This window comes from Staphylococcus sp. LKG4-2, assembly GCF_050955665.1.
GTDB classification, from domain to species: domain Bacteria; phylum Bacillota; class Bacilli; order Staphylococcales; family Staphylococcaceae; genus Staphylococcus; species Staphylococcus saprophyticus.
This window is the reverse complement of the sequence record NZ_CP194532.1, coordinates 513731-529810: the sequence shown is the minus strand read 5'-3', so window position 1 is coordinate 529810 and position 16080 is coordinate 513731. Positions and strand designations below refer to the sequence as shown.

Annotated in this window: 15 protein-coding genes and 2 pseudogenes; 8 read left to right on the top strand and 9 right to left on the bottom strand. The window is 33.7% G+C overall.

Features of this window, described 5'->3' with window-relative positions; translation table 11 throughout:
• Window positions 1–161: 161 nt before the first annotated feature.
• The 3 genes from ACM6UH_RS02450 to ACM6UH_RS02440 all read right to left on the bottom strand — a co-directional run bounded on the left by ACM6UH_RS02450 (window position 162) and on the right by ACM6UH_RS02440 (window position 3418).
• Complete coding sequence (locus ACM6UH_RS02450) at window positions 162–908, bottom strand: hypothetical protein (RefSeq protein ID WP_048787352.1); 747 nt, start codon at window positions 906–908, stop codon at window positions 162–164.
• A gap of 525 nt (window positions 909–1433) precedes the next feature.
• Window positions 1434–2477, bottom strand: a complete 1044-nt coding sequence (locus ACM6UH_RS02445) for a PTS transporter subunit IIC (protein WP_061050472.1) — start codon at window positions 2475–2477, stop codon at window positions 1434–1436.
• Window positions 2478–2989: 512 nt separating this feature from the next.
• A complete protein-coding gene (locus ACM6UH_RS02440; protein WP_048787350.1) occupies window positions 2990–3418 on the bottom strand; it encodes a 6-pyruvoyl trahydropterin synthase family protein in 429 nt (142 codons plus the stop codon).
• A gap of 130 nt (window positions 3419–3548) precedes the next feature.
• Here ACM6UH_RS02440 and ACM6UH_RS02435 point away from each other — a divergent pair, with 130 nt between their 5' ends.
• Window positions 3549–3902 carry a DUF488 domain-containing protein gene (locus ACM6UH_RS02435; RefSeq protein WP_011302274.1) on the top strand — a complete coding sequence of 118 codons (354 nt, stop codon included), beginning with the start codon at window positions 3549–3551 and terminating at the stop codon, window positions 3900–3902.
• 10 nt (window positions 3903–3912) lie between these two features.
• The gene (locus ACM6UH_RS02430) at window positions 3913–4578 is read left to right on the top strand and encodes a DNA-3-methyladenine glycosylase family protein (protein ID WP_061050471.1); all 666 of its coding nucleotides are present in this window, start codon (window positions 3913–3915) and stop codon (window positions 4576–4578) included.
• A gap of 175 nt (window positions 4579–4753) precedes the next feature.
• On the opposite strand, the gene ACM6UH_RS02425 is transcribed toward ACM6UH_RS02430, so the two are convergent.
• The 3 genes and pseudogenes from ACM6UH_RS02425 to ACM6UH_RS02415 all read right to left on the bottom strand — a co-directional run bounded on the left by ACM6UH_RS02425 (window position 4754) and on the right by ACM6UH_RS02415 (window position 7883).
• Window positions 4754–5326 (bottom strand): M23 family metallopeptidase, encoded by a 573-nt coding sequence (locus tag ACM6UH_RS02425; RefSeq protein ID WP_225791786.1) that lies wholly within the window; start codon window positions 5324–5326, stop codon window positions 4754–4756.
• A gap of 197 nt (window positions 5327–5523) precedes the next feature.
• Window positions 5524–6470, bottom strand: a pseudogene (locus ACM6UH_RS02420) (nucleoside hydrolase).
• Window positions 6471–6528: 58 nt separating this feature from the next.
• Window positions 6529–7883 (bottom strand): annotated as a pseudogene (locus ACM6UH_RS02415) (amino acid permease).
• A gap of 218 nt (window positions 7884–8101) precedes the next feature.
• Here ACM6UH_RS02415 and ACM6UH_RS02410 point away from each other — a divergent pair.
• Window positions 8102–9064, top strand: a complete 963-nt coding sequence (locus ACM6UH_RS02410; protein ID WP_433911992.1) for a DMT family transporter — start codon at window positions 8102–8104, stop codon at window positions 9062–9064.
• Between the two features lie 170 nt (window positions 9065–9234).
• Window positions 9235–9798, top strand: coding sequence for a TetR/AcrR family transcriptional regulator (locus ACM6UH_RS02405; RefSeq protein WP_011302267.1), 564 nt, complete (start codon window positions 9235–9237; stop codon window positions 9796–9798).
• Window positions 9799–9855: 57 nt separating this feature from the next.
• Here the strand turns inward: ACM6UH_RS02405 and ACM6UH_RS02400 are convergent, their stop codons facing one another.
• Window positions 9856–10638, bottom strand: coding sequence for a trypsin-like serine peptidase (locus tag ACM6UH_RS02400; RefSeq protein WP_047504669.1), 783 nt, complete (start codon window positions 10636–10638; stop codon window positions 9856–9858).
• A 287-nt stretch (window positions 10639–10925) separates the two neighbouring features.
• Here ACM6UH_RS02400 and ACM6UH_RS02395 point away from each other — a divergent pair, with 287 nt between their 5' ends.
• Window positions 10926–11903 (top strand): LLM class oxidoreductase, encoded by a 978-nt coding sequence (locus tag ACM6UH_RS02395; RefSeq protein WP_011302265.1) that lies wholly within the window; start codon window positions 10926–10928, stop codon window positions 11901–11903.
• The gene (locus ACM6UH_RS02390; protein ID WP_002482236.1) at window positions 11881–12114 is read left to right on the top strand and encodes a DUF896 domain-containing protein; all 234 of its coding nucleotides are present in this window, start codon (window positions 11881–11883) and stop codon (window positions 12112–12114) included. Before ACM6UH_RS02395 ends, ACM6UH_RS02390 begins: the two co-directional genes overlap by 23 nt.
• Window positions 12115–12447: 333 nt before the next feature.
• Here the strand turns inward: ACM6UH_RS02390 and ACM6UH_RS02385 are convergent, their stop codons facing one another.
• On the bottom strand, window positions 12448–13305 hold the full coding sequence (locus ACM6UH_RS02385) for a fructosamine kinase family protein (RefSeq protein ID WP_011302264.1): 858 nt from the start codon (window positions 13303–13305) through the stop codon (window positions 12448–12450).
• A 251-nt stretch (window positions 13306–13556) separates the two neighbouring features.
• On the opposite strand from ACM6UH_RS02385, the gene ACM6UH_RS02380 reads away from it, so the two are divergent.
• Window positions 13557–14624, top strand: coding sequence for a quinone-dependent dihydroorotate dehydrogenase (locus ACM6UH_RS02380; protein ID WP_047504672.1), 1068 nt, complete (start codon window positions 13557–13559; stop codon window positions 14622–14624).
• A 109-nt stretch (window positions 14625–14733) separates the two neighbouring features.
• Window positions 14734–15156: a universal stress protein gene (locus ACM6UH_RS02375; protein WP_011302262.1), complete on the top strand. Its 423-nt coding sequence runs from the start codon at window positions 14734–14736 to the stop codon at window positions 15154–15156.
• A gap of 82 nt (window positions 15157–15238) precedes the next feature.
• Here the strand turns inward: ACM6UH_RS02375 and ACM6UH_RS02370 are convergent, their stop codons facing one another.
• Window positions 15239–16042: a Cof-type HAD-IIB family hydrolase gene (locus ACM6UH_RS02370; protein WP_002482232.1), complete on the bottom strand. Its 804-nt coding sequence runs from the start codon at window positions 16040–16042 to the stop codon at window positions 15239–15241.
• Between the last annotated feature and the right edge of the window lie 38 nt (window positions 16043–16080).

The following is a 16080-nucleotide window of genomic DNA, read 5'->3' as shown; positions in this document are numbered from 1 at the left end:
GTCCTACCTCGGCAAGGATGACTAGGATTGAAAAAAGCTTGATATAAGTGTATTTTCAATCCAGTCATCTACTGCCTAATTGAAAAAGAACCTAAGACATTAATTTATGTCTCAGGCTCTTATATTTATACCACCAAACCGCGTGTTCAGTGCTATAAATCCTACCACCAACCGTGTGAATCACGGTAAGATATCGCTGCGTCTACTGAACCATAACGTTGTTCAGCGTAGTTTAACATACCTTTAGTTTGATCAGCTACTGAACCAGTACCCCATGATTCTTTAGTTTGACCTAAACCTCTGTATCCAGCTGGGTTAACAGCGTTTGGATTACCACTTGATTCAGGTAAAACGATTGAATTCCACATAGCTTCTGAACCACCAGCAGCTAAGAATTGAGCTTTAACTGATCCACCAGTTGAAGCAGCTGAAGTTTGAGCAGCTTTATAAGTTTTTACTGCAGCACTTGTTTGTGCAGTTTGAACGTTTGTGTTAGATGAAGCTTTAGGCGCTTCAACAGCTGCTACTTCAGTGTTACTTGATTGTTGTTGTGTACGAACTTCGTTAGCTGAAGTTTCGTTAGTGTGTGTAGTTGCTTGAGCAGTTACATCTTGGATAGTGTTAGAAGATGCACTTTGAGCACCTGCAGTTGTATAATTCCATGACCAAGTTTGGCCATCAGAAGTGAAAGTATATTCGTTTCCACCTAATACGAAATCATAGTTATACGCACCAGCGTGTAATGGTTTTTCATTTAATTGCTCTGGGTTGTTTTGAGCTAAGTCAGCTAAATGCGCTTGGTCGATATTTTCTTCTGATGCATGCGCTTGATTGTGATCAGCTGTTGCTGCATATCCTGTTACACCTAATGCTACTGCTAATGATGATGCTAAAATTGTTTTCTTCATAATAAAAAAATCCTCCAATTAATTTCTTTTTAAGTTAAATTATATTTTCGTTAAATTATTTATCGTATGTGCTGAAATCTTTTAAATTTAATGTCTTATCTTTTCGCCACAAATAATATACCATAAATTTCGTTCAGTTATATTACACTTCCTTAACAAAACGTTACAAATCAAATTCCACTTTGTAACATTACGACATATTTGTTTTATTTTGTAATGCTAAATAACTATTGATAGATAAAAGGATATTATATGAGTATATGATATAAAGCGATTAAATAAATTTACATTTAAGAAAATCATATATTCTGAAATATTACAAATCACACTTTTGTTACATAACTGTAAAATAACAAAAAGACAAAAAAATTATATTTTGGAGTAAAACTTGCAAATTTTTTTGTTTAAATTAAAAAAAGACCACTGATGGGTGGCCTTTTTTAATCATTTTATATTTTTTTATGTAACGACAACCTTATGCTTTATTACAAAATATGACACACATTTTAAGCAAATTGTGTAACCTTACGCTAAGAACTTGAAGATTTCTCTATCATATATTTTCAATATCTTCATATATAAGGTATTAATTAAATACCCCATAACAAATGGTATGACAAAAAATGCAATAAACACAAAAACTAAATTCAATATTATTGAATGTTCCATAAATCTAAAAGCACTGATCGGTCCAACTAGTCCGATAATACCAAAACCAGCTGATTCCTTTGTACCTCCAATACCAATTAACCCACCAACTAAACCTGTAATAAGCGCATTGGTAAAAATAGGTAACAATATAATAGGATGTCTGACCATATTCGGAATCATCATTTTGACGCCACCTAAGAATATCGTAAGTGGTACACCCGCTCTATTTATTTTAAGTGTGCCTGCTACTAATGCACCTTCACACGCAACAATACCTAGTGAAGCTGAACCTGCAGCTAAGCCATTGATACCAATAGCTAAAGCAGTCGCAACTGTGGAAATTGGTGAAATAATAATAAAGCTAAACACTAATGCAATGAGCATTGACATAAGGACTGGCTGCAACTCAGTAAAAGAATTTACTAAGTTCCCAATACCTGTTGTAATCATTTGGATATATGGTAAGGTAAATACACCAATTACACTTGCGATGACCCCCACAATGGTAGGTAAAATAATTAATGTCAGACTGCCAAATTTTTCTCCTACTAATAATATTAAAAATACTGCAATCGCTGCAGTAAGCATTGTATTAATTAAATCTCCAACTCCAACTAATAACCACACGCCATCTTTGAATTGTGCTGCGCCGCTTCCTACAAATGCAGAGCTAGCTACGACTGCAGTTGCTAATGGGCTTAGTTTGAAACGCATGGCAATTAAAGCACCTACTAATAAAGGAACTGTAAATTGAATACTTTCCACAACTTGCAATAAAGTTGTAAATACTGAAGATTTTGGTGCAAAAAGTTTAAATAATTCTCCCAAGATCGCATTAGGAATTAAACCTGCAACAATAGCAATTGCTACACCTGACAGAACATTATATAGAAATTGTTTTGGACTTACTTTAATCATAGAAGTTCCCCCCTAAGTTGAAATAGAATACTACCATATCATATTTTCTTAATTTTCAGAATATTTATTTTGTATTATTTTCACTTTTACTAAATTCATCACAGGGGTGATTTCATTTAGTAGCAAACACAAAACATTGGAGGAACTCGACTTTCTAAAAATCGCATCTTATATCAAGCTAATTTTAAGTGTTTTCTAAAACGATATATATCAAACTAGCGAGTCTAGGACATAAATAGTGGTCCTAAACTCGCTTACATTTAGCATTAGCAGATAGTTGAATTGAAAATGTAAATCCTCTCGTATTTAAAGAAACTAATTTTTTCATTTTTATGGAAACGTGTCGTACTGATACATAAGCCAAAACTTAGATATGCCACATAAAAATGCTAGTAAGACTTATCCATGAGCTTTAACTTAATCATCCTTGCCTTAATTGCATAGGTAGAACTAAGAAATCTCTATTAGAAATTTTGATTTCTGTTCTACTCACACTTTTTATATCGTCATTTTTATTTATCCATTAATTCTGTTGTTAACACTACCCCCTGTGTATCCGTTTCAAAAAATTCTAGCTTTTGTAATGAATTATTTTCAGGTAAGTGTTTATTAAATTGATGCCAAATCCAAATCGCAATATTTTCTGCTGTTGTATTCATCTCTGGCAATGTTTCATTCACAAGTTGACCATCAATATAAGGCGCTATTTCTCTTTCATACAGTTTATCTACTTCATTAAAATCCATAGCTAGACCATATGCATCAATGCTAGATAATATTTCTATATTGAACTTATATGTTTGGTTTTCTAAATCTTTATGCACAGTTTGAGTAAAATAAATTCTATTATCACATGTAAATTCATAATAATTTTTTATTAACACTTCACCCTCTTTATATCGAAAATGGTCAGGTGGTTGAATATGATCAAATTTAGACATTAACATCACTCCTATTTCCCTTTTATTTATATACCCATTCCTGTTCCTTCTATAATATAACTATGTTTTCAAATTTCATTTAACGGTAATAATATGATTGATACTAAATGATTTTCAGGGAGGCAGTAGCATGACAATTGAAATACAACGCATTTATGAAAATAATCAGAGCGAAGGTACGCGTATACTTGTAGATCGTGTTTGGCCTAGAGGCATATCAAAAGAAGACGCAAATTTAGATTTTTGGTTAAAAGAGCTAGCGCCAACTACCGAATTAAGAAAATGGTTCAATCACGATCCCAAATTATATGCTGCTTTTAAAGAAAAATATGCCAAAGAATTACGTGACAATGAATCACAAAAAGAAGCCTTTGAAAAATTAAAATCTATCATTTCTAATACTGAGAATGACGTCATCTTATTATTTGCAGCAAAAGATGAACAGCACAATCAAGCAGTTGTGCTTCAAGACTTATTAAATTAAGAGGTAATTTATGAATACATGGCAAATTTCCGTTCAAGATGCATGCGTACAAACGCTAATTAAACAAGATGCCACACTTGCGCAGTTAATTAACCAGATAGGAGATTTACAGATTCAGACGCGCCCAGACCCGTTAAAATCCCTTATCCGGTCTATCATCGGACAGCAAATTACAGTAGCTGTAGCGCAATCTATTTTCCAAAAATTATCCATCGCCATTGACGATCACTGGACGGTAAATCAATTATCACAACTAAGAGAATCCGAAATGAAAGCGTTAGGTTTATCTCAATCAAAAATAAACTATATCCAAAATGTACTATTTGCAGTGCGCAATGGACAATTGAATTTTGAACAACTCTACAAAATGGACGATAATAGCGTTATTAACGCACTGACTCAAATTAAAGGGATTGGCAGATGGACTGCCGAAGTTTTTCTTCTATTTACATTACAGCGCAAAAATATATTACCTATATACGATGTTGGATTGCAACGTGCTGCTCAATGGTTATATCAAACAACCAAAGCCGAAAGAAAGAAACAACTCACTATCTGTAAGGAACAATGGCAGGGTTGTGCTTCAATTGGTGCATTCTATTTATGGGAAGCAATTCATCAAGATTTATTACAATACGATTCTATCTATGATATACCAAAAGACCATAAAAATTAGGGCGAGGCAATGAAATCAAACATTATCATTTGAATTCATCGTCTCGCCCTATTCACGTTATCTCAAAAGCTATTATTTTTTCATAAACCCCATTTTTCATTACTTCTTGTGTTGTTTGGTATTAATAGTATGAAAAACTCTAACTTCTAGAATCTCTTTTATTTAATATAGCGATTTACTCTACTTCAAATAAACTTTCTTCTCCATTTGGCAAATCTTCAACATAATCTTTAGGGTCTATCGCATAATCGTTACCAACGCCACCTTCCATACGTTGAAAATGCAAGTGTGCGCCAGTCGTTTGTTCACCGGTATTACCTGACAATGCAATCGTATCACCTGCTTTAACGTCATCTCCTACTTCCACTTTAAATTCATTAAGATGCATATACCACTGATGATATTCACCATTTGACTCTGCTATCTGAATTACTTTACCACCTAAATCATCATCGAATGTTCGCGTCACTTTGCCATCAGCAGCCGCTTTGATTGGCGTATCTTCAGGCAAATGATAATCGATGCCGTAGTGTTTACCATCAAATTCACTAAATTCATATTCCCCAAAATTTTCTGTTTCCCTACTGCCATCGAAAAATTTAATAAAAGAACCTTCACTTTCACCTTGGTCTGCGTCCTGATTTTGTGTAGTAAATGTTTCATTCATATTTTCTTTTATATCATTTATATTCAGTATTAACCACGTTAGTGGAACAATAATAATTATTAGTAAGACAATCCATTTCATTACATTTTTCACTATTTGATTCACCTTTTAATCATTTTAAGTATTGGCTTTTTAGTATACTTTTTATAGTGATAAATCTCTAATAATTCGCTTGAATTAGCGCTCATACTTTAGTTGTAGCAAAAAGGAGCAGCACTATGAAATCTTTATAGTAAAATCAGATTTCTGTACCACTCCCGCTTATAAATGCCTGCTTGTTAATGTGTATGCTTCTCATAACTTGCTAACATATTTTCCATTAATGTCCATACACTCGCTACATCGACCGCTGTAGCAAAATAGGCATTTTTCTCTTTATTCATAATATCATTTAAATCTACTGACATCGTGCCATATGTCAATGGACTCTGGTGCTCTATATCGATATGTGTATGTTGCATTGTAAATAAATCAGGTTGCATCAAATAAAGTATCGTACAAGCATCATGTATTGGACCACCATCCATGTCAAAGTGCGTTTTATACGTAGATTTGAAAAATTCTAGAAGTTCTACAACAAAGTTTGCAATTGGATTCTTAATCTGTTTAAATCTATCGATAACATGATCTGTGGCTAATACTTGATGCGTCACATCTAAACCAAACACATTGATACACACACCACATTCAAAGACGCGCTTAGCCGCTTCTGCATCAACCCAAATATTAAATTCTGCAGTAGGAGTCCAGTTCCCGAAGGTGCCACCGCCCATAATTGTAATAGATTCAATATGTTGTGTGATATTTGGTTCCTTAATCAGCGCCGTAGCAATGTTGGTTAATGGACCCGTTGCAACAAGCGTGACTGGTTCCTTGCTTTGCTTCAATGTTTCGATAATAACATCGACTGCTTGTTTTTGCGTTGGTTTTAGTGCTGGGACTTCAGGCAGTTTCGGACCATCTAACCCACTATCGCCGTGTATTTGTGAAGCAAAGGATGCTGGCTTAATAAGTGGACGCGTAGCACCAACAGAGACACTAATATCATCTCTTCCCATCACTTCTAATACATTTAAAGCATTTTGGTATTTTTTTCTACCGATTGATTCCCTGCTACCGTTGTCACAGCTAATATATCTAATGGACTGTTTTGTGCTCCTGCTAAAATTAATGCGATTGCATCATCATGACCCGGGTCACAATCCATAATTATTTTTTTACTCATTTTAATCACTCCAATATAAAAATTCACAACCTATGCGTATTCATGTTAAAAGCACGCATTACTCAGCTGTATGCTTTTTGTATTGTCTATACATTAAAGCAAGTACAATCAACCATAAAGGTGCTAAAATAACCCCAATACGTGTTTCTGGGTTAACAAATAATACCCCGAAAATAAATACGAAAAATGCAATAATACAAATCGACATAATTTTTCCACCTGGCATTTTATATCTACTTTGTTTATGTAAGTCCGGACGTGCTTTGGTATACCTTACATAGGCAATCATAATAATTGTCCAAATAAAGATATTTAATACTGTAGAAACTGTACTGATATACACAAACACAGTCGTCGCATTTGGAATAAAATAATTCAATAATACTGCAAATAACAATAATGCACACGTTACAAGAATTGCGACAACAGGTACGCCTTTACGGTTTGTCGCTTGAAACTTCGGTGGCGCTTGTTTTCTATCTGATAATCCGAATAGTGTTCTACTATTAGCAAATATCCCACTATTACACGCTGACGCTGCAGCTGTTAACACAACAAAATTAATCATGCCTGCAGCAAATGGTATCCCCACTAATGCAAATACTTTCACAAAAGGGCTGCCTTCTGGATCTAGTTCATTCCAAGGTATAATAGAAATGATGACTGCTAACGCACCAATGTAAAACAGTAAAATCCTAAGTGGCACATTATTAATCGCCTGAGGAATTGTCTTATGAGGATTTTTTGTTTCTCCGGCTGTGATACCAATCATCTCAATGCCGACAAATGAAAAGATTGCCATTTGAAACGACATTAAGAAACCAGACATACCATTAGGGAACACCCCACCATGACGATAGATATTTGATACGCTAGCATGACCAAATGGCGTTTTATAAGCCATGATAATCATTACAATGCCCACAATAATCAATGCCACAATAGTTACTACTTTGATTATTGCAAACCAAAATTCTAATTCGCCAAATAATTTCGTACTTAATAAATTAAACGACATAAGTAACAATACACATGCCAGTGCTGTTAACCAATTTGGAATATCTAGATACCAAAAGGATACATATTTAGCTACTGCTGTCACTTCTGCCATCCCTGAAATAATCCATGTTAACCAATATGTCCATCCCGTTATAAATCCAGCTAACGGCCCTACATATTCATGCGTGATATCCGCAAAAGAATTAAATTCAGTGTTTGACAATAACATTTCTCCCATTGCCCTCATGAACATAAACAACACAAATCCAACAATAATATAGGTGAGTAAAATGGATGGTCCAGCTAAGTGAATAGATTGTCCAGCACCTAAAAACAATCCGGTTCCAATGGCTCCTCCAATCGCAATTAACTGTATATGCCGATTACTGAGTTCTCCTTTAATTTATCTGCCATTATTTCTACCCCTTATTCGAAATATTTGCACATTTTTATCATACTACTTTTTTCATGATAAGTATCAAAATACTTTTAACACAAATGAAATCATATTGCTTTACACTTATTATTTCCTATAAATATATTTACAAACATACTAGCTTTGCTAATTTTTAAATAAATGTTAAATTAAAAATATTAATTATTTTCAATTACAATGTTAAAGGGTGAATCGTATGCGTGCAATATTAATTGGTATTCTTGGTGCATTATTTTTTTCTGTAACATTTATCTTGAATCATGCAATGGCTAAAGATGAAGGCAATTGGCTATTTAGTGCTTCATTACGCTTTTTATTTATGTTCCCCATACTTTTTATAATTATATACATTAAAAAGAACCTAACTAAAGTACATTATCATATTAAAACGCATTTTGTTCCATGGATGATTTGGAGTACCCTAGGATTTGTATTTTTTTATATGCCAATTACATTTGTCGCTAATTACAGTCCCGGCTGGCTTATCTCTGCAACATGGCAATTAACAATCATTTGTGGTCTACTCCTCGCGCCATTATTTTATGAATATGTGCAAATAAATCATCAACAAATAAAAGTAAGAGAGCGTATTTCTTGGCGCTCTGTAGGTACCTCTAGCATTATGGTCTTGGGTGTTGTACTTGTCCAAATACCTCAAGTTTCTCATATTGAAATACAAGTTTTTATCATGTCGGTACTTCCTTTAATTATAGGTGCCTTTTGCTATCCTTTAGGTAATCGTAAGATGATGATTCTTGTGGATAATCAATTAAATACACTTGAACGTATTTATGGTATGACGCTCGTCACACTACCTATATGGGTGGTTATATTTATATGTGGTGTATTGAAGTCCGGTCCGCCTTCTTCTAATCAACTTTTACAGATATTTATCGTAGCCGTATTCTCTGGGATAATAGCTACGACACTCTTTTTCTATGCAACCAATATGGTAAAACATAACCAAGCAAAACTTGGAGCAGTCGAATCGACACAAGCGACTGAAATCATTTTTACATTAATTGGTGAAATGCTCCTTTTGGACTTACCGCTTCCAAGCACAGTTAGTATGATAGGGATCATCATAATTACATTAGGTATTTTCATCTATAGTTTCATGAACAGCATAATTAAGGAAAACAATAACATGACACTGTAATTCAAATCACAAAATATTTTGGGACAAAGTTTTATAGTAAGGTTTTTAAACGTATTGCTTAATTTGTAATATATGCAGTTCAAATCATTCACATTGACATCTCGTTACGAAAGCAAGATAATTTGTTTGAATACATAATCGTTTTATAAATTAGAGGAGGTATGAGGTCAATGACTACAACACATGTTGACCCAAGAGTAACCAGAACTAAAAAGTTGTTGATGGACGCCTTTCGTGAAATTGCTAAAGAAAAAAAATTACAAACTATAACAATTAAAGACATTACGGAACGTGCAACGGTAAATCGCGCTACGTTTTATGCTCATTTTTATGATAAATATGACATTATGGATTATACGCTCTCAGAAACTGTATTAAAAAATTTAAATGATGCATTAGATGTTTCTTCAGAACTTAACGAAACGACATTATCTTCTAGCTTCATTACAATTACGAGTTATATTCAAGAAACACATAATGAATGTAAATTAAATAGCGAAGCCTATGGACAAGTTGTTGAAAAAAGAGTGAAAGAAGAGTTAGAGGATATCTTTTTAACATTGCTTGTCCAACAACATCCAAATGAAACAAGAGAATCTCTTGCGGCAAGTGCGAGATTTCTTTCATGGGGGTTATACGGTACAGCTAAGCATTGGTTTCATAGTAGTCAATTATCAGCAAATGATTACATTGAGGGTGCACTACCCTTTCTAATGAAACAGATTTTAAAATAAAAATCCACGTCAGGACTTATTAGGTCTCTGTCGTGGATTTCATGCTTGTACCTTTTATTAACTTTTATTCTTATTAATAAAGCTCAATACATCATCTGTCATAGCTACGGCACTATTACTTTCACCTTCAATACCACCTTGGTGTATACCAATCACTTCATTATTTTCGTTAAATACAGGAGAGCCAGAATTACCTCCGAATGTACTCGCATTATATTCAAATTCAGTAGTGTTCGTATTCAGTATTTGGCCCTTACTCTCCCACATTGTAGCCAAGGGCTTATCTCCTGGATAACCCGTTACGGTAATCGGCATATCTTTTGTTACCGCTGAGGCATCTTTTAAAGTCGCCGGTTGAACTACATCTCCAACTGATTGCCCATCTTTATTTTTATTTAAATGTATAAGCGCTAAATCTTCATTTCCTGGGTACACTTCAATTTCTTTTTCAGAAAATGTACCATAAGGCATCGTATTTTCATTTTGGGCAGCTGGTGAAAAATTCATATTCCCTTCAGAAAGGTTGGCAACGTGTTTATTAGTTAACACTGTATTTTTATCAATCACAACACCCGTCGCAATATTATCTCCAATACTAATATAGCCAACAGATTGATAATGACCATTTGTTGTATTTTCTATTTGTGTTCTATCGTCATTAGGTAAGACGACTCTTGTCTTAATTTGATTGGTACCGACTTTAGCGTCTTCAGACTGAGCTGACTGATCAGTCGATTGATGTGTTTGCGTTGCAGCATATGTATTTCCATTTATCGAGATCACAGTACATAATAAAGCTATTATGAATATGATACCACCTCGTAGTTTTCTTTTAAGCATAAACAACCTCCATCAAAATTTTTTCTATTTCAATTTAATGAATTTTCGGATAATAATCAAATAATTGTATTATCGTTTTAGAAATTTAGCTTTTAAAATAATAAATATCATTTAAATTCAACTGACTTTTTTAGTGAATAAACAACACAATTTCATTTTTGTTGTTTAGACAATATATGCATAAACATGTTGTTTGCATTAGTTAACAAATCAGTATACAATGCATTTATACAACACGTGTTAGTTAGTTATCAGGTGTTGTAAATACAAGTTAAGGAGGGATAGACGTGACAACAATTCAAAAACACAATGGTTTCAAACGGACTTTTCAACAAGGCCATTTAACTTTGGGATTAATGCTGCCTTTTGATAATTCTGAAAACATCGCATTGTCGTTTGAAAATCAAGTTGATTTAGCACAGTATGCTGAAAATCTTGGATTTACAAGCCTTTTTGTGAGAGATAATCCACTTTATAGTCCACATTTAGGTAATGTAACGACAAACTACGATCCGTTTGTATTTTTATCTTATTTAAGCGCTAAAACATCGAAAATCGCTCTCGGAACATCTAGTATTGTTGCTACATTGCGTCATCCAATTCATACAGCTAAAGCTGCAACTTCTCTTGACTTGATATCAGACGAGCGATTTTTATTAGGTTTAGCAACAGGAGATCGTCCATTTGAGTTTCCAGCTTTCAAGATAAAAGAAACGCAATTATCAAAGCAATTCCAGGATGCGATCTATGCAATGAATGATTTGTGGCAATCACATTCGCCAAAAATATCAAATTCAATATTTGAATTATATGAAGATTCAGGTCTTCAAATATTGCCAAAACACAATCATATACCCATGTTTGCTACAGGATATTCGCGACAGGAACTCTCCTGGATTAAGAAAAATATGGATGGCCTTATGTTTTATCCACAACCATTTCAAAAACAAAAAGCTTTATTAAAAGAATGGCATAACAATGATGTATTCAAACCATTTATGCATCCATTAGTTATCGACTTATCTTTAAATCCTAATGAACTCGTTAAACCAATTAAAGGTGGCTACCGTTTAGGTAGAAATACTTTATTAAACATTTTAAAATCATATGAAAAAATCGGTACAAATCATATGATGTTGCATTTAACATCTAATGATAGACCATATAAATCACTATTAACTGAGGTCGGCGATTATATTATTCCACACTTCCCACCTCATTTATCACAGGAGGAAAAAAACAATGACATTACTAGACAGAATTAATGAACTTGCAAATAAAGAAAAAATAGAAACGTTAAGCATTGAAGAAAAAGAAGAACAACAAACTTTGAGACAAGAATATTTGAAAATGATACGTGGACAAGTAATCCATACATTTTCAACGTTAAAAGTAGTTGATCCTTTAGGTGAAGACGTGACACCAGACAAAGTTTACCAATTAAGAGAAGAAATGGGTACACTTGATATAGATTAATTTAAATGAATCATCTAGAGATACTTGATTGTTATGAGTAAGAGCCTGAGACATAATTAGATGCCTCAGGCTCTTTTTCGTTTAGGCAGTAGATGACTGAATTGAAAATGTAACGTCTCACTTGTTTAAAGAAACGATGTTTTCATTTTTATGGACACAAATCATTCTGATGTATCAGCTGAAACTTAGCTATGCCACATAAAAATGCTAGTGAGATTGATGTATGAACGTTAGCTCAGGCAAACCTTTATCCGAGTCATCCTTGCCTTGATTGCATAGATAGGCATACGAAATCTCTATTAGAAAATTTGATTTCTATCCCACTTCCTTATTTTATTGATTTAATATTTTTTGCATTGAACGATCAACACTACCTGCATACATTTCACCAAATTTAACTAGATGTACCATTAAAAGATACAATCTATAAAATTCTAAGCGCACATCTGCTCCCTCACTCAGTGGATAGTGCTTATGATAAGCGTCATAAAATGCTTGCGTAAATCCTCCAAACACTGAAGTAATGCCTATATCAAATTCTCTATCCCCATATAATGGTGCAGGATCGAATAGCGCTGGTGAACCATCTGTTAAAAACATGTAATTACCGCCCCATAAGTCGCCATGTAATAATGAAGGTTTGCTATTATGACTTTCTAATTCATTTACAATCACACGACGTACTGCCTGATATTGAGTGACATCTGCGTCTCCCCATAATCCTTGTTGCACCAATCTATCTTTGAGCTTATCTAAGCGTTTTTCTACAAACAAGGTAATCCAACTATTCGTCCAACTATTATCAAATGAAATATCGCCACCTTCATAAGGTAAATCAAAACCAAATTGATTATCTGCTTGTTGCTCGCTATGCATACGCGCCACAAGTTGTCCTAATGCTTCTTGGCTACCTGACACGCCTTCATCTAAATAAGTTAATAGTAAATAAGCGTCATCTTCAATTTCTCCACTATCAATGACTCTCGGTGCAGTAATACCGACTTTTTCAAATAAATTGAGCCCTGCAATTTCGGCATCAAAAAAAGTTGACTTTCTCTTACGTTGTACTAGTAGAAAATAATCTTCCTGATCCGTTTCAATACGAAATGCATCATTAACATCTCCACCACTTACAGGAACGATATTTTTAATATGACTTAAAGGCAATTGTGATTGCCACGCTTGATTCATGAATCATCCCTCCACTAATCTCTTAAAATTAAGTTATATATGGTTATTTCCTTTTTCTTATCTACTTAATCATACAAACCTACCCAATGATTTCTGTGAAACTTCTATTAATTATTTTTATTTGGTCTAGGCATATATTCCGTAAAATGCTAGTCTATTAAAGACATCATTTTCAATTCAGCTTTTTTACATATTGAACTTAAGATACATAAATATTTTTAATTAAATTTGATAAATGGAGCGATCACTATATGTATAAACTCATCAAACCAATGTTATTTCAATTCGATCCTGAAAAAGCGCATGGAATGACGATAGACGCGCTTAAATTTGTTCAAAACCATCCAAAATTATTAACTGTAATTAAAAAAATCTTTCATTACGAAAACGACTCATTAAACCAAAACCTCAAAGGCATTCACTTTGCGAATCCTATTGGTTTAGCAGCCGGCTTCGACAAATCTTGTGAAGTTCCTAAAGCTTTAGAAAATGCAGGATTTGGATCAATTGAACTTGGTGGTATAACGCCTAAACCACAACCAGGTAATCCAAAACCGCGTATGTATCGTTTAGTTGAAGATCAAGCACTCATTAACCGCATGGGATTTAACAATTTAGGTATGAATAAAGCTTTAAGTTATTTACGCAAGCATCGTTATCAAATTCCAGTCGGTTTAAATGTTGGTGTAAATAAATCCACACCTTATGAAGCGCGTTATGAAGACTACATCAAAGTGATTGATACGTTTAAAAACGACGTCACATTCTTTACTGTCAACATCAGCTCACCTAATACAGAAAATTTACAAAGCTTCCATGATAAAGATGAATTCTCGCAATTATGCGAAGCTATTCAGACATATAAATATAAAGAAAGCCTTAATGTTCCTATTTTCATAAAATTAACTTCTGATTTATCTTTAGATGGTCTTGGTGCAATGTTAACACCAATTACGCAAACTTTTGATGGCATTATACTAGCCAACACAACACAACAACGTGAAGCACTGCATTCAAATCATCGTGAAGAAACTGGCGGTTTAAGTGGCAAACCACTATTCGAGCGTAATCTTAAACTCATTTCTTATGCTTATAAACAAACAGATGGCCAATTTTTAATTATCGGAACTGGTGGTATTTTCAACGCAGAAGATGTCATAAAAATGATGCGCCAAGGTGCATCGCTAGTTCAAATTTATAGTGCTTTAGTATTTGAAGGTCCAGGACTAACTCAGAAATTGAATAAACAATTAGCACATTATCTTAAATCAAATGGCTACAACAATGTTAACGAAATTATCGGTTTAGATGTAAAATAACGCTATGCTAACAAGCGTCATCCTATTTATTTAAGCAATCACTTAATCATCAATATTAAATTATTACTTTATTTTTAATAGGGTATATGAATAAAAAGGAGGCGCTATCATGTATAAGAAAATATTATTAGCTTATGACTTTGATAATTCGTTCAATAACGTCCCTAAAGAATTGGAAAATTTAACCAATGGCGTTGAAAATGCTGAAGTTACAGTATTTAATGTTATTCCAGAAAGTGAACTTGAAACGTCGGTACGTTACGATAATAAGCATTTTGAAGATTTAGCAAACGAGAAGAACGAAGTGCTCTCACCTTTCATTCAACAATTAGAAGCACTCGATTTAACTGTCACGGTTAAATTTAGCGCAGGTTATATTAAACAAGCGATTTTGACTGAAGTGAAGGAAAATGCATATGACATTATCGTAATGAGTAATACGCGTGAAAAATCTGATATCAAGAATATACTTGGTAACGTTACACACAAAATTGCAAGTAATGTTGACATACCTGTATTAATTGTAAATTAGCAAATAAAAACTCAATTTCAGTTATAACTCGCCTCTATTCATTGGCAGGTATAACTGAAATTGAGTTTTATTATTAAATGCACTATTGTTGAAGATATCGTTCAATCACTTGTAAAACACCTGATTCATCGTTAGACGGTGCCCGATGTTTTGCAATCGCTGCTAATTCATCACTGCAATTTGCCATAGCATAACTATGTATGGTTAAACCGAGCATTTCTAAATCATTATTGGCATCACCAAACGCGAGTAATTCGTCTTGCTGTATGTCCCATTCTTTTAACAATTCTTTGATCGCAACGCCTTTATTCACACTAGGTAAGATTAAATCCACACTGTCATTTCCACTTGTCACTGCACGTATCTTCCCTTTATAACGTTGTTCTATTTCGTTAGTCACTTGCTTAACCAAGTCTTCATCTTTAATCCGTAAAGCTATTTTTACAAAGTGATCCTCTGTGATTTCATTAAATGAAGCTACTTTTTTGATATCATAGTAATAATTTCGTATAAAATTTAGGAATTCGTCGCTACTCTCATCACTTACATATGCTGAATGTATACCACTTAAAACAACATCACTGATATGATACGTTTGATGAATCATTTCTAAAACTTCAAATATGAGTTGTTGGTCAAAATAATGTGCTGTCAACAATGCATCATTTTGATAAGTTACCGCGCCATTTTCTGCTACAAAAGTGATATTATCTACCTTGTCAGGAAAAAATGAGCGTAACTGTGCATATTGATTACCACTAGCTACGATAAATTTTATATTTTGCTGTACAATTTTTTGATATAAACGATCAAAATATGCTTTGTCATAGGTATGGTCAGATTTAAGAAATGTACCATCTTTATCTACCGCAATTGCTTTTATCATACTGATACTCCCTTCAATACTGTATATAAATGTTTACG